The organism is Paenibacillus sp. JCM 10914, assembly GCF_001315105.1.
GTDB lineage: Bacteria > Bacillota > Bacilli > Paenibacillales > Paenibacillaceae > Paenibacillus_AQ.
The window spans coordinates 340,923-354,058 of sequence record NZ_BAZR01000001.1 but is presented as its reverse complement, the minus strand read 5'-3'; the positions used below and the strand labels follow the sequence as shown (position 1 = coordinate 354,058).

The 13,136-nt window shown below is 44.8% G+C and carries 16 protein-coding genes, 1 tRNA gene and 1 pseudogene; 6 read left to right on the top strand and 12 right to left on the bottom strand.

Features of this window, described 5'->3' with window-relative positions; genetic code table 11:
- Positions 1–26: 26 nt before the first annotated feature.
- Both JCM10914_RS01625 and JCM10914_RS01620 read right to left on the bottom strand, forming a co-directional pair.
- Complete coding sequence (locus JCM10914_RS01625; RefSeq protein WP_023956621.1) at positions 27–344, bottom strand: DUF1292 domain-containing protein; 318 nt, start codon at positions 342–344, stop codon at positions 27–29.
- Between the two features lie 90 nt (positions 345–434).
- Positions 435–988, bottom strand: a pseudogene (locus JCM10914_RS01620) (copper amine oxidase).
- Between the two features lie 162 nt (positions 989–1,150).
- Between JCM10914_RS01620 and JCM10914_RS01615 the strand changes: the two are divergent.
- From JCM10914_RS01615 to JCM10914_RS01605, 3 genes are all read left to right on the top strand, one after another.
- Entirely contained in the window at positions 1,151–1,891 is a 741-nt protein-coding gene (locus JCM10914_RS01615) for an MBL fold metallo-hydrolase (protein WP_023956615.1), read from the top strand.
- 61 nt (positions 1,892–1,952) lie between these two features.
- Entirely contained in the window at positions 1,953–2,186 is a 234-nt protein-coding gene (locus tag JCM10914_RS01610; RefSeq protein ID WP_023956613.1) for a DUF3892 domain-containing protein, read from the top strand.
- A gap of 320 nt (positions 2,187–2,506) precedes the next feature.
- The gene (locus tag JCM10914_RS01605; protein WP_023956611.1) at positions 2,507–2,908 is read left to right on the top strand and encodes a VOC family protein; all 402 of its coding nucleotides are present in this window, start codon (positions 2,507–2,509) and stop codon (positions 2,906–2,908) included.
- A 158-nt stretch (positions 2,909–3,066) separates the two neighbouring features.
- On the opposite strand, the gene JCM10914_RS01600 is transcribed toward JCM10914_RS01605, so the two are convergent.
- Positions 3,067–3,510 carry a GNAT family N-acetyltransferase gene (locus JCM10914_RS01600; protein WP_036716751.1) on the bottom strand — a complete coding sequence of 148 codons (444 nt, stop codon included), beginning with the start codon at positions 3,508–3,510 and terminating at the stop codon, positions 3,067–3,069.
- Between the two features lie 310 nt (positions 3,511–3,820).
- Positions 3,821–4,075, bottom strand: coding sequence for a hypothetical protein (locus JCM10914_RS01595; RefSeq protein ID WP_023956607.1), 255 nt, complete (start codon positions 4,073–4,075; stop codon positions 3,821–3,823).
- Between the two features lie 139 nt (positions 4,076–4,214).
- Between JCM10914_RS01595 and JCM10914_RS01590 the strand changes: the two genes are divergently transcribed.
- A tRNA-Val gene (locus JCM10914_RS01590) sits at positions 4,215–4,287 on the top strand.
- A 602-nt stretch (positions 4,288–4,889) separates the two neighbouring features.
- Here the strand turns inward: JCM10914_RS01590 and JCM10914_RS28210 are convergent.
- The 4 genes from JCM10914_RS28210 to JCM10914_RS31620 all read right to left on the bottom strand — a co-directional run bounded on the left by JCM10914_RS28210 (position 4,890) and on the right by JCM10914_RS31620 (position 7,065).
- Positions 4,890–5,003 carry a sporulation protein YjcZ gene (locus JCM10914_RS28210; protein ID WP_081739725.1) on the bottom strand — a complete coding sequence of 38 codons (114 nt, stop codon included), beginning with the start codon at positions 5,001–5,003 and terminating at the stop codon, positions 4,890–4,892.
- Positions 5,004–6,105: 1,102 nt separating this feature from the next.
- Entirely contained in the window at positions 6,106–6,216 is a 111-nt protein-coding gene (locus JCM10914_RS29155) for a sporulation protein YjcZ (protein WP_197286817.1), read from the bottom strand.
- Positions 6,217–6,337: 121 nt separating this feature from the next.
- Entirely contained in the window at positions 6,338–6,652 is a 315-nt protein-coding gene (locus JCM10914_RS31625; protein WP_370570214.1) for a stalk domain-containing protein, read from the bottom strand.
- Between the two features lie 47 nt (positions 6,653–6,699).
- Entirely contained in the window at positions 6,700–7,065 is a 366-nt protein-coding gene (locus JCM10914_RS31620; RefSeq protein WP_023956605.1) for an N-acetylmuramoyl-L-alanine amidase, read from the bottom strand.
- A 407-nt stretch (positions 7,066–7,472) separates the two neighbouring features.
- Here JCM10914_RS31620 and JCM10914_RS01580 point away from each other — a divergent pair, with 407 nt between their 5' ends.
- Positions 7,473–7,718 carry a hypothetical protein gene (locus tag JCM10914_RS01580; protein WP_023956604.1) on the top strand — a complete coding sequence of 82 codons (246 nt, stop codon included), beginning with the start codon at positions 7,473–7,475 and terminating at the stop codon, positions 7,716–7,718.
- 2 nt (positions 7,719–7,720) lie between these two features.
- Here JCM10914_RS01580 and JCM10914_RS01575 read toward each other — a convergent pair whose 3' ends face one another.
- The 3 genes from JCM10914_RS01575 to JCM10914_RS01565 all read right to left on the bottom strand — a co-directional run bounded on the left by JCM10914_RS01575 (position 7,721) and on the right by JCM10914_RS01565 (position 10,535).
- Positions 7,721–8,356, bottom strand: coding sequence for a hypothetical protein (locus tag JCM10914_RS01575; RefSeq protein ID WP_023956603.1), 636 nt, complete (start codon positions 8,354–8,356; stop codon positions 7,721–7,723).
- 383 nt (positions 8,357–8,739) lie between these two features.
- Complete coding sequence (locus tag JCM10914_RS01570; RefSeq protein ID WP_023956602.1) at positions 8,740–9,246, bottom strand: cation:proton antiporter regulatory subunit; 507 nt, start codon at positions 9,244–9,246, stop codon at positions 8,740–8,742.
- A 74-nt stretch (positions 9,247–9,320) separates the two neighbouring features.
- On the bottom strand, positions 9,321–10,535 hold the full coding sequence (locus tag JCM10914_RS01565; protein WP_023956601.1) for a cation:proton antiporter: 1,215 nt from the start codon (positions 10,533–10,535) through the stop codon (positions 9,321–9,323).
- Positions 10,536–11,184: 649 nt separating this feature from the next.
- Between JCM10914_RS01565 and JCM10914_RS01560 the strand changes: the two genes are divergently transcribed.
- Positions 11,185–11,478 carry a hypothetical protein gene (locus tag JCM10914_RS01560; protein WP_023956600.1) on the top strand — a complete coding sequence of 98 codons (294 nt, stop codon included), beginning with the start codon at positions 11,185–11,187 and terminating at the stop codon, positions 11,476–11,478.
- Positions 11,479–11,502: 24 nt separating this feature from the next.
- On the opposite strand, the gene JCM10914_RS01555 is transcribed toward JCM10914_RS01560, so the two are convergent.
- Complete coding sequence (locus JCM10914_RS01555) at positions 11,503–13,134, bottom strand: hypothetical protein (RefSeq protein WP_023956599.1); 1,632 nt, start codon at positions 13,132–13,134, stop codon at positions 11,503–11,505.
- Positions 13,135–13,136: the final 2 nt, after the last annotated feature.

Below are 13,136 nucleotides of genomic sequence, written 5' to 3'. Positions count from 1 at the left end.
CACCGGGGTTTTCCTTGTTCAAAGACTTAGTCCTGATTCGCTGCAGCAACCATTTCGTTGTAGGCTGCTTCGACTTCATTCCATTCAGCTTCGTCTTCAATATTGTAAAGAACCACTTCCTCGTTCTCTTCTTCCATACGCAGAATGACACCGTCCGCTTCAGGATTACCGCGTTCCAGCAAAAGAGCGTATTGTTTCTCGCCGACATCAAATGACTCGACAAAAACCATTTCCACTTCTTTGCCTTCTTCATCCGTCAAGGTCAGCACAACTTCTTCATGGTCGTGATCATGGTCGTGGTCGTGACCGCAAGCATCTCCATGCTCATGTTTGTGTTCACTCATTGAAAAAACCTCACTTCGGTTAAATTATATCATACTGTCGTATCGTATCACGGAATCGTTTATCAGGTCAATTTATGATCGACCCTTCCTTTAGTTCAATGCCGTAATCACTTTCTCCGCGACTTTCACATAGGGAGAATCCGATTTGACTTGTACATAGAAACCGACGGAGTATTTGCCCGTTGTTTTGAAATCATAGGTAAAATCATACGTCCGGAACCAGAAATTATCCTTGCGGCCCTTCACTTCCTGGGATTGAATGTCCTTGATATTGCCTGATGGATCTTCGATCGCTACCTTAACGGCATGAATGTCATTATTGAGACTATCGATTTGGCTGAATACGTTAAACTTCAACTTGCCCTTGTTCACATTGCCGAACACTGTATCTCCCTTAAACAGAAAAATATGTACATTCGGTCGGATGACTTGGACATGTCCCGTCCTGGAATCCCAATCGACCGCACCGTTAAACTCCCTTACCGGCACGTACGTCTTGCATCAATCAAATATCCGCCATCCTTAAGTTCGCTTCCGTTCATCCAAACTCGAACGCGTTCATTGACAGAATCTGCAAATAAAAGTGTGCTGCCACCCATTAATGAGAGCACGAGCACGCATGCCATCATTTTCTTCCACTTCATATCATGAATTCCCCCCATTGGCTCGTCTTGTTGTTATATGTGTATACTACATGTCAAAAAACAAGTTGCGGACAATTTTGCACTTTGTGGTAAAATTTTTTCCGCTTCGTTAGAATAGGGATAGATATGTCATTCATATTATTCATCAGGAGGTTATTCACTGTGACATTGAAACTGCAAATGCTGGGTACCGGAGGTGCGTTTGCCAAGAACTACTACAACAACAACGCACTGTTCCATGATGAGGATTTCACCCTGCTAGTAGACTGTGGAATAACGGGACCCACCGCCCTTCACAAAGCGGGCCTGAACTTTGGGAACATCGACGCCGTGCTGGTTACTCACATTCACGCGGATCACGTAGGTGGTCTGGAGGAAGCAGCATTCGTATCTACACTGCAGTACAATCGCAAAATGCCGTTATACATTGCCGAATCGCTTGTCGGCCCGATCTGGGAACAGACGCTGAAGGGCGGATTATATCAGGAAGGCCATATTACTTGCCTCGAGGATATCTTTGACGTGCGGCCGCTTACGCCTGGCGTAAAGACAGCGATATCCAAGGGCATTTCCGTTGAACTCATTCAAACTTTGCATATCCCGGGCAAGGACTCTTTTTCTTTCTATTTAAATGATCGTATTTTTTACAGTGGAGATATGGTATTTCATCCGGAGCTCCTGCGTGAGCTCGTCGACAAGCGGAACTGCGAGATGATCCTGCACGAATGCCAATTGGTCGAACCGGGGGCGGTTCATACTACACTAAATGAACTTCTGAGTCTTCCGCTGGATATCCAGGAACGAATCTACCTCATGCATTATAATGACAATGCGGCCGATTTCTTTGGCAAGACAGGCAGCATGGCATTCCTAGAGCAGCAGCGTATCTACGAACTGGCATGAGGTGGTGAATGCATAGATTCCAAGACCTTTGGGGGATACTAATTCTCGGGAGGCGATAACGATGGAAGAGAATGCACAAGGCGTCATCGGCGTTCGTAAAAATGGTGACGGCGATATTATCCAGCTCAAGCTGGAGAACGGCAGCATCGTTGACTACAAGACGGCCCAGCAAATGGCCAAGAACAAGGAAATCAAGAACGTGAACGTGTTTCGCGGGCGTGACGGTGACGAGCACCTGCGCTCGAATGCGGATGGCGACCCAAGCAACAATCTCGATAACTTGCCGACGTTCTAGTACAAAGAGGGTGTCTCAAAAGATCGTTAGATATTGCGAGATGCCCTTTTGCTGCTGGGAGACGCTACGCCGTGCAGATGCTTTGCTTTATAAGATTCAAGATGCAAAGAAACTGTTCTTTGGTAAAATGGAGGTGCTACCCAAACCATTTACGAAAGGAACGGTTTCTTTGTGCATTCCATATGGCATGGACCAACTTCATCCAATCGGGGAGTAAACTAACGGCAGTTTCTTAATAAAGGGTGTACATAAAGCAGGAATTCATTGGGTTTAGGCGAAGACCATCTTGTTTGTAAAATCCATTTTTAGGAGTGTTCACTATGTCAGAGATTATCGTCGATGGCTCTTCTTTCGTCTTGTTAGTCAAAGATTTGAAAAAAACCATTCAGTTTTATTCCGATTTAGGCTTCAATTATGAAGTGATCGGTGACAAGGTACCTCACCACCATGTTTCTAGAGGTAAACTGACTCTCATTATGGTTGAAGCTAAACAAGAAGATGAGGTGAAACCAATCAGTTCCAGATACGAGGAACAATATTTTGATGTTTATTGTTATACGAATGCCGTTGATTTAATAGCTCAAGAAATTATGGGGAAAAATATAACCATCGTTCGAGAACCGAGTTACACAAATCATTGGAGTGAGTTTACATTCCGTGATCTCAACGGCTATCAAATTACCGTCGGTGGAGGCATTATAAATAAAGAACTTATTTCGTGATAATGACTCGGGAGTTTAAACTAACGGGAACGATAGTTGAGAATTGTAAATAGGAGAGCCTCCATTTTCTGAAGTCTCTCCTTATGACTTGCTGGCTCTATTTCGTTAGTCTCTGCCTCACCGAAATACCCCTAATGTATCAATAAGATGATGCGGGTTTACAGTTTTTTGGTCATGCGGACATGCGGAATCCCCGCATCATCAAACGGTTCGTCCGAAACCGTCTCATAACCAAGCCTACGGTAGAATTCCTCCGCTTGCACCTGGGCATCCAATACGGAATATTCCAGTTTCAATTCGCGCGCCTGCGCCTCCAGTGCCAACATGAGCACACGCCCAATCCCTTTTGAGCGAAACGGTTTGCGTACCGCGATCCGCTGCATTTTTGCCGAATCCTTATTGTAATAAATCACCCGTCCAGTAGCAGCATAATGTCCTTCCAATTTGATCAGCACATGATGCGCTTCGGCATCCAGATGATCGTAATCATCGATCTCTAAATCAAGCGGAACCTTCTGTTCCAGTACAAACACATCCTTACGGATATCCAGTGCTTGCTCCAATTGCTCCTCGGTCGTAACATTTATGATCTCCGCAGCCATCTCCAGCACCTCTTTGTATAGAATCTTCATGAATCTGTAACACGACTCAAGTCGAAATATTATACAAAATATTCGTTATCCTGTATAGTATTAGCTAAGTTCACGTCTTCCTGAAAGGAGCATCTCGGTATGAGCATGGGCACCACCTTTATCTTGGCCGCCATCATCGCCGTTATCATCATCTACTGTGTTCTGGGCAATCAAAAAAGGTTATTCCCGCAAATGGGATGAAGAATAGCAGTCGTTGATGTCATTTCTCTAACACCAAACCGCCGACGCATCGTCGGCGGTTTGTAAGGGCCCCATAACCTTATTGAGGGTCCAGCCTGTGCAAGGAATCGATGGAATCTGGTGGAACTGACTCCAGCCCCCCGCTCCCTGGCTTCGAATAGACATCTTGTCCTACGGAACGACTGTACACATCGAGCAGCACCGGCGCTGACGGGGCATGCAGCGGCTTCAGTTCTACCGAAGCCCTCTCCGGCACATTACAGCCGCTGCCCAGTACGCTGCCTGCGACAAGCAGTGTACAGATAAATATGTACTTTGTACTCAGACCTTTCATGATATCCGCGCTCCTTTACTTGGAATAATCATGCTGTCTTTAGTCTGAACCGGAACATGAATTTTTATAACGAGAAAACGATTGACAGTCTTCGTGGCTGCTGGTAATATATGAACTACATTATTTATTTACTTATCATGATCTGTTAGCTCAGCTGGGAGAGCACCATCTTGACAGGGTGGGGGTCAGTGGTTCGAGCCCACTACAGATCATAACCGAGAACCCTTGCGTAGCAAGGGTTCTTTCTTTTCTCTACTTCATCCCGTAACCCCATAAATTGTGATCTGGGGGCAAATTGGGACAAAACTCAATTTGTTAAGATTTCTCATGCCTGAACATGGACTCATTTTGACCTTGTTCCCCTTGCATTGCCCTTCTTTTGCTAAATTTTTTTTAAATAAAATTCTCGATAGCAAATTAAGACCATCCAACCTATACAGCGGGATGGTCTTAATCTCTACATCGTCCAGTAATCCAGTGTCGTTTGCTTGTCTTTTGGCGGCGGATCGTTATCGTCTTTAATAACAACAATGCCAGCGGTCGTGCTCTTGTCGGGTCATGTACTATAAGCATGATCCTCTAAATATTGCAGGCTCGCATGATATCGTTTCGAGCGGCCTGTGTTAATTTCAATTAATTTGAATGTGGGCATGTGACCTTGGCGATGAGCTGGATAGTTAAGTAATATGCGGTGTAGCTTTCTTTCTTGGTCCGGTAAAACACCCTCCTAATAAGAACCCATGTTCTATTATAGCAAAAATAAAATAAAAAAAGACCCCACGCAGGCAGGGTCTTTGTCGCGCGGGGAGGAGTATTAGATCCAGAAAGAACCTAAAATGATGACCAACAAGATAAAGAGAACTAGAACCGCTCCGACTGAGTTTTTACCGCCGTATCCTCCATAACCTTCGTAACCAACTTCACCCATGAGGACTCCTCCTTTCTACGATCTCGATACAAAGTATTCAAAATCTCAAGTATTGCCAGGGCCAATATACATTAACAAAAAAAGAACCTCGCCAGCCTATGCCAGCGAGGTCCTTTTACCGATGCTATCGGATTCCATCACGGTGCTGAAACAAGATGCTCATTCATTAAATCTCGACAATAATTAATACGTAAAATGTAGAAAATTTAGTGAAATTAGGAGAGAGCGGTGGGTGTACATCAAATGTTTTATTACTCTTTAGGTAAATAAAACATATAAGAGAGGGTGCAGTAAATGAGGAAATTTTTCTGTTTGAGGTATTCTAGATAGGTTGTTATGAATGATTTATCGTCATTTTGAAAAGATCATTCATTATTATAAGATCATTAGTATTAGCGTTGGATTTTCCACAACTGGAAAACCCGATTCTGGACGTAATGACGGGCTTTCGTAAATATCGAGTTCATACGATACAATCTTTCCTCCAGTATTACCTTTTTCCGTAAGGCCACCAGTAATCAGATTCGTTTTTCTAGTAACCAACAAAGCGAACAGATATGCGAACAAATAAAAAACCTTATATATCAAGCCTTTCAGCGAATTCACAACATGTGATTATGTAGTCAGTGGTTCGAGCCCACTACAGATCATAACCGAGAGCCCTTGATACCATTGGTGTCAGGGGCTTTCTATGTATTAATATAGGTGACGAATTCTCAGATTTGGGGGTCTAATTGGGGGGCGAACAATTTTCCCCTGAATTCTGAAGACCCCACCAGCTAATAGCCAACAGGGTCTCATTCTGCGTACAATAACATAACTTACGTCAACTAGAGATTATACCCAGCCACAAAAAGCGCTTGTAATGATCACCAACAGAATGAAAAGAACCAATATTGCCCCAACTGAGCCATGGTGACCGTGATGACAATGATGCCCATGATGGCCGTGTCTTACAACTTCGCTCAAAGGTTTTCCTCCTCTTTTTAAGTCATGTCATAAGGTATTCCGTTTCTTGATTATTGGCAGGGCGAATGTCCATATGAATGAAAAAAAAGCCCTGCGGGCTTGTTAGCCAGCAGAGCCTTGCCTAAACGGACAATTATACCCAGAAAGCACTAGTGATGATGACCAACAAGATAAAAAGAACCAACACTGCCCCAACGGAACCAACACCACCGTATCCGCCTCTTTCATAACCAACTTCGCTCATGTGTTTCCCTCCTCACTCGTGGTATATCTTAAAGTATTCAATCTCGTATTTGTTGACAGGGCTCATGTGAACAGAAAAAGAAAAAGGCTCTCCGAGTCCGTATAAAGTCTAGGGTAGGGCCTTATTGAGTGTTCAGTGTCGCAGTCTTGGTCTTATTATCCCAAGTGATGTTAGCCCCAATAGCCTCACCTAGAGCTCGCAGCGGTACGTACACCACACCATCTTCTAATTTACCATCCTTGATGGTCTTGCCGTTAACGATTACATTCGCTTTATTATTCCCCGCCGCTGTCCCCTCCTTCTTGGGCAAACCAAGGTACTTGGCAATGCCTGCGACATGGCCAGTCACTAAAGCCTCCATTACTTCGGTCCGCTTAAGTTTGGCCGCATCCGCTGCCACATCAATAAAGAGGTTTTCTGTCAAAACAGCCGGCATCTTGGATTCACGCACGATATGGAGGTTTCGCGCCTTTTGACCACGGTCTATAATCTGGAATGGCTTGAGCGCTCGATAATCTCGGTATGAAGGACATTTTGAAGCGATCGAGCAGATGCCGTAGCGCTGGTATATCGATACGACTCAAATCCGCCACCGCCACCACCAGCGTTACAGTGGATAGAGACCAGGACATCTGCACCGGCGGTATTAGCCGCATTTGTACGCTGACTTAGTGTAGGGAATACATCCGTGGACCTGGACAGCATTACTTCTGCGTCGTTGTACTCTGTTTCCAGCCGCTTTTTAATCCCTAGGGATATGGCCAGTACAACATCTTTTTCCACCAATCCATTCCCCGTAGCTCCCGGATCTTGACCGCCGTGGCCAGCATCAATCCATATCTTCTTCATGCTCTTTCACCACCTTTACAAACTTACCTTCAGGAAAACAACAAAGACAAGTATAATATATAAGATACTCCAATTCGGTACTGACGGTGTTTGCTTAAGCCCATATCCTGCGGCCCAACATGACGCATTATAAACCCAAAAAAGCCCCGGACAACCCGGCGGCATTTTACAATTAATTTGACTTGAGGTGAAAAGGAATGAATGGAAAAAAGTTCGTGATCGTCATGTTTTTAGTCTTGGCGCTGATTTGCGCGCTTTCCTTGGTTGCCGCGCAAATCATTAACTCGCTTGGTTAACCTAATGATATATAGGAATCAATCGTTTTGGTTTGGTGTTGTATCACAATTTTACATTTTATGGAACCCCTCATTGATGATTCGCGTATTGATCAGTAAGGGGTTGATTTTATGTTTTCACTCATATTCTATGTTCTGATTTTATCGCTTAACGTGCTAATCATCTTGTTAGGTCTATACGTTTACAACGATCCAGACAATGAATGGATTCGCATGTTCAATGGAATTCCGGATCATGTAGAACAGGATGATGTCGAGTTGTCCCAAATCAAATTCAGGGCCGTAATCGCCATTATGGGCGCTACGATCATGGGATTATTCACCGTACTGCAATCTTTCGTTCATCTGTTGGGATAGCCCTAATCTCGACGATCCCGCGTATCCCGTTGGCCCGTATTAATCGCATAGTACAAAAAAATTCCGAACGTCAGACCAAAGAAGATCAGTTGCAGCCACTGACTGTTCAGGTAGAACAGAATGGCAATCAAGCTTAATACAACAACGATCAGCGATATCAGCATAATGTGCTCGAATTTAATGCGCAGCTTCTCGAGGTCATAACGAAATCCGATACGAAACTTGTACATCATCCAGGATATGAACAAGACAGTGACTCCCGTTACGGTTTGCAGAATATAACCGTATGTTAGATTGCCCTGAACCGTGTCCAAAGAGCCGAACAGAGCGGTCATATACCCGAGTTGTACCATCGCATACAACATGAATCCAAGAATGTTACAAATGGCCGACCATAATACGGGAACCTTCATTATGGCTGCAAACAAGAAAATGTAGATCAATACGGAAATAAGCGGAGCCAGAAAGTCCAAATGAAGCTCATTACGCATCACAAAGCTCTGGATATTGGCCAGAACCATAATAACTAGCGCCTGACTCATATAATTTGTCGCCTTCAATTGAAACATCGCCATGACCAGCGCATAAACCGCCACGGTTTCGATCATGGAAAACAGCATAAACCAAATAAACGCCATCCGAGTTGCCTCCTGATATGTTAAGAAAATGATTTGTTACTACGCCGACTTCCCGATGCACTAATCTGCATGCGATCGGGTCGTTCACAATGGGTGTCTAGGTCATGATGTCACTTCCGATGGCGCCGGTCCTTTTCTTAAGTTACGGAAAACATGGATGGTTGCTCATTAACATCTAACGGCGTTGATATGTGCTGACGAAGCTATACTGATTATAAATCGTACCGTTAATAATAACAGGTAATTAAATACAAAGGTGATACATTGCAGTAGAATTGCCACAGATTCCAGCAAAATTAATCAAAGAGGCTGCTCAAAGCTAACCGCTTCGAACAACCTCTGCACAAAGAATTTATCATCTAAAGTCGTAGGAGAATGTTGGACTATGGTTCATTTCCTTTACCCCCGTTTACGATGAGATCTTTGAACTGCTTAATCTGCTTTCTCTCACCCGCCAAAACCAAAGTTGAACCTGCTGTTATGACATCGGTCGGGCCAGGATTGATATTCTGTTCGTTACGTTTCACGATGGCGAGAACGGTAGCGCCCGTTCTTTCGCGAACTTTCAATTCCGCCAATGATTTCTCTACGCTTTTGAAATGGGGTTCGACGCGAAGCCACTCAATAATCAGATCTTCAAGCGTTACTTCAATGGTCTCAAGCGCCTTAGGCTTGTAGGTCATGCCGCCAAGAATGGCTGCAATCTGCCTCGCCTCATCATCTTCCAGCGTGATCTGGGAGATAGCCTCATCCAAATCATCGTCTGCAAAGTGATACATCTCTCTCCGTCCGTCATTATGTATAATGACAACCAACCTATCACCTAATCTCGTATGGATAAGAAACTTCTTGCCTATACCCGGCAATTCCGTCTCATGGATCCTACTCATATGTAGACCTCCGTTCATTTAACTTATTAAGTTCAGCCACAGACCATCGAAAAGATATGAGTTCATTCTCCAACCTAATTTTTTCTAACCTTTTCCACGGTGTCAGTCCATTTAAATATTTTATTTACCCTTTGGTACACCCGCTTGGAGTCTTTCGCTAATAATGGCCCGAGGATAGCCAGGATGAGTACATATAGTGCAGAAAAGGGCTTCAGCATAGCCGATAACCCACCAGCAATCCCCAAATTGGCAACGATGATGGTAAATTCCCCGCGAGCCATGATGGTTAGACCGATATTGAGCGAGGATTTGTGAGAAAGCCCCGCCTTCCGACCGGCAATCATTCCTGCAACCAAATTTCCTATAATCGTAAGAACAACGGCTCCGATCGCCAGCCAGAATGCATTTCCAAGCGTTATCGGATCGATACTTAACCCAAAGCTGAAGAAGAAAATGGCACCGAAAAAATCACGGAATGGAACGACGAGCTGCTCAATTCGCTCACTATGTTCGGTCTCGGATAATGCAAGTCCGAACAGAAGCGCACCAATCGCCTCCGCAACATGCAGCGTCTCTGAAAAACCGGCAACGAAGAACATGGTTGAGAAGACTACAATGATAAAGATTTCACTTGACGTTATTTTTAATAGTTTATTCAGAATGGGAGCGCCTTTCCTTGCAATAACAAAGAATAATAACATGTAGCCGATGGAAATACACACCGAAATAATGGTAGCCCCTACGGACGTAGCCCCTCCTAACAGCAGACCTGACATAACAGATAAAAACACGGCAAGAAAAATATCATCAAACAAAATCATGCCCAGAATGAGTTCCGTTTCCGCATTCCCGGTTCGACGCAGATCAACCAGCACTTTAGCGACAATCGCACTGGAGGAGACCGACAACATCCCGGCGATGATCAAGGTTTCATACAGCGGCATATTAATCAAATAGCCGTAAGCCAAGCCAAGCACGAAATTCAAAATGACGTAAATGGTTCCGCCAACCACGATATTTTTCCCGGCTTTAATCAATTTTTGAACCGAAAACTCCAGTCCCAAATAGAACAGCAAAAATAAAATACCAATACGTCCCAAGAAATCAATAATGCCTTGGCTTTCAATGAATCGAAAATCGAAGATTCCAATCGTTGGTGCATGCGGACCCACCAGCATTCCAAGTACGATCAGGAATGGGATGATGGAAAACTTCAATTTTCCCGCAATAAGGGAGGCGATGGCGATCAGCATCAGCGCAGTACCTACCTCAAACATCATGTGGTCCATAGTAGACCTCCTTTTGCATCGTTTTTTGGCAATCATTTCAATGATAAATGAATATGATGAATTTTACAAAGATTCATTCAAATAATGCAAATAGCTTATGTGTTGGTTACCACTTTTCCAGTTCCTTTCGAGCATAATCAGCGTTCCCAGTGAGCGCTTTGGCCATCGACTGGAACAATCAAAAATGACGGCGCTGAGGGATGCTATCCCTGCGCCGTCATTCTGAGTATTTATTACGCAAAAAGATGCGGATGTGCATGCTTTTTCAGTGGAATCTATCCCTTCAGCAGTAAAAGATGCGGATATGCAGGTTTTTATCCCTCATTCCTCCGATTAGCCCTGAATTATGTTAAATCCCTGCACATTTGCAGGCTTTGGGCAAATATCGCACTCTATGCCTACAAATCCCTGCATATTTGCAGGAATTTCTCCACCGCACATCCACAACGAACTATGAAACGATTCATATACAAAACGAAGCGTCTATGAACTGAAGAGAAGCAAAAAAACGGGGCGGTTGCAAGATCATAGATCTTTTGGGAACAGCCCCCTTCTGTATTTTTCATGCAAATTCAGCTTGTCGGGTCGGTCATGATTGTGTATGTTAGGTTCATATGATCTTCGACCATACTACCCTAAGGAGTTCACCATGCGAACGAAGCTTTTATCCTGCATAATCATAATGTTGTTGGCATTCGGTTCGATTATCTCGCACGCCGACAACGACAGTTCACTCGATCAGGAGACGATCGACCGGCTGCGCGAGACCTATCAACTGGAGGCTGAGGCTCCGCCCTTCACCCTCTCCTCTATCGTGAAGAAGCTGAGTGACGGAGACTGGGGGAGCACTCTTGATTCAACCATCCTGCCAAGCGTCATTCATATAGGCTATCAGCCCGTACTATACTTTATCCGACAAATGATCTATGTATGGACCGTATAAAGCCACTAGCCGAATGAAAACACACTATTTGTACAGCTTGGTCCAGGCCAGCCCATTGATAAACAACAGCAAGAGCAGATAAATCCAAATTCCAAATGGGATGAGACTTATGGCAAAGTGGATGCCGCCAAAGGCACCAATAATAAAAAAGAACAAGAATATAATCCAGCCATCACCAGCCTGCCCGACTGAAAAAGCTTCAGAGAAAGGGGGTCTGCGCAGGAAAGCTTTGGCCGTTAACGGAATGAGCATCGTTCCCGTGAGCAGCATGACGAATAGATCAGGCAAGACCCGTAATCCAAACAGAACTAGAAAAACAACCATTTGAACTGTGAATAACGGAAGGAACATTTTGACGGCAAACGCTTTTAACGCACCATAATACAGCGGAGCCAAACTCTGCATGGGCGCGGACTGGAACAACCAGAACGCCTTCGGTTTGCCGGAGAATCTCAGCATGAGCACCACGGCTACAATCATAAATAGCATGGTATATAACACATAAAATGAATTACTTGCCCGTATGTCCGCGAGCGGCTGCCCTCTTAACGAGAAGAAAAACAGATAAGGCAGGAGCATCGACAAGGCCAATGATGGATAGACCTTCAGCTTGAATTCTCGCTCATTCCTGAGCATGCTGCTCGATAACCGGAAACAGGCCTGTTCGACACTCGATCGGCTAATCCATCGGGATACTACACGGTCCAAGCGATTACGCACTTTGCCGGAACCCGCATCGCTGTGCGTCAGCTTTTCCAGATACAGCTCAAATGATGGGATATAACGTACATAGACCAACATCAGGATCAAGGGAACCAGCACAGCCAACCCAGCAAGGAATAACACCCATCCCCCTTCGCCCCTGTCGCCAAGCAACCATTCGAACGGAGCGGCGTACCATACCGGAGGAAGCAAGACCTGCCACCATGCCGGTGTGAAGACGACTTGAAAACCTAATAGATCAAATGACCGGATGACGAATTGATACCCGATCGCCAACATGGCGGACAAACCGATCTGTACAAAATTAATCAAATCCTTCAACTTCTCGCCGTCTCCATACTTCAGGATAAGCAAATAGACCATCGAGGTACTGACCAGAATCAGCATATTCATTAAAATCAGCTCGACTGCAAAGATAAAAAAGAAACCGATCCCATGCATAATCAATCCCGTAACCAGCGAAGCAGCAGACAACGCCCCCGTTAACAAGATCAAATATATTCCGGCATGAATCGATCTGGCCATGCCCACCGTACGTTCATGCAGCGGTTTGGTCATCAGGATACTGCGATCGCGAACATCCAGCAGTACCGTGGAGAAATCCGATATCATGGACGTCATGATGAAGAACATTAAGACCCCCGCCAAAATGCTCATCGGCATCATATACATCGGATCGCTGATTGCGATAAGTGGTGCCAGAAATACCCCCATCACGCCATACAACCATAACGACCGGACAAACCAATTCTTGTCCTGCTCCTCCCGATTGCGGTTCGAAGCCAGTACGATCGGTATCCGTCTGGAGTCCATGAGCAGCTTCATCTGTAGTATGCGTCGCAGCATATCGTAGTCTGCTCCCGCTTTGACGATCAAGCCGCGAAAACGGTCCAGTATCTTCAATATCCAGCCCGAAGATTCCTGTGCAGACATGG

Excerpts from the sequence above, each read along its gene's own strand:
- JCM10914_RS01625 (WP_023956621.1), bottom strand. The coding sequence starts at position 344 with ATGAGTGAACACAAACATGAGCATGGAGATGCTTGCGGTCACGACCAC.
- JCM10914_RS01610 (WP_023956613.1), top strand. The coding sequence starts at position 1,953 with ATGGAAGAGAATGCACAAGGCGTCATCGGCGTTCGTAAAAATGGTGAC.
- JCM10914_RS01605 (WP_023956611.1), top strand. The coding sequence starts at position 2,507 with ATGTCAGAGATTATCGTCGATGGCTCTTCTTTCGTCTTGTTAGTCAAA.
- JCM10914_RS01600 (WP_036716751.1), bottom strand. The coding sequence starts at position 3,510 with ATGGCTGCGGAGATCATAAATGTTACGACCGAGGAGCAATTGGAGCAA.
- JCM10914_RS01595 (WP_023956607.1), bottom strand. The coding sequence starts at position 4,075 with ATGAAAGGTCTGAGTACAAAGTACATATTTATCTGTACACTGCTTGTC.
- JCM10914_RS28210 (WP_081739725.1), bottom strand. The coding sequence starts at position 5,003 with ATGGGTGAAGTTGGTTACGAAGGTTATGGAGGATACGGCGGTAAAAAC.
- JCM10914_RS29155 (WP_197286817.1), bottom strand. The coding sequence starts at position 6,216 with ATGAGCGAAGTTGGTTATGAAAGAGGCGGATACGGTGGTGTTGGTTCC.
- JCM10914_RS31625 (WP_370570214.1), bottom strand. The coding sequence starts at position 6,652 with ATGCCGGCTGTTTTGACAGAAAACCTCTTTATTGATGTGGCAGCGGAT.
- JCM10914_RS31620 (WP_023956605.1), bottom strand. The coding sequence starts at position 7,065 with ATGAAGAAGATATGGATTGATGCTGGCCACGGCGGTCAAGATCCGGGA.
- JCM10914_RS01580 (WP_023956604.1), top strand. The coding sequence starts at position 7,473 with ATGTTTTCACTCATATTCTATGTTCTGATTTTATCGCTTAACGTGCTA.
- JCM10914_RS01575 (WP_023956603.1), bottom strand. The coding sequence starts at position 8,356 with ATGGCGTTTATTTGGTTTATGCTGTTTTCCATGATCGAAACCGTGGCG.
- JCM10914_RS01570 (WP_023956602.1), bottom strand. The coding sequence starts at position 9,246 with ATGAGTAGGATCCATGAGACGGAATTGCCGGGTATAGGCAAGAAGTTT.
- JCM10914_RS01565 (WP_023956601.1), bottom strand. The coding sequence starts at position 10,535 with ATGGACCACATGATGTTTGAGGTAGGTACTGCGCTGATGCTGATCGCC.
- JCM10914_RS01560 (WP_023956600.1), top strand. The coding sequence starts at position 11,185 with ATGCGAACGAAGCTTTTATCCTGCATAATCATAATGTTGTTGGCATTC.
- JCM10914_RS01555 (WP_023956599.1), bottom strand. The coding sequence starts at position 13,134 with ATGTCTGCACAGGAATCTTCGGGCTGGATATTGAAGATACTGGACCGT.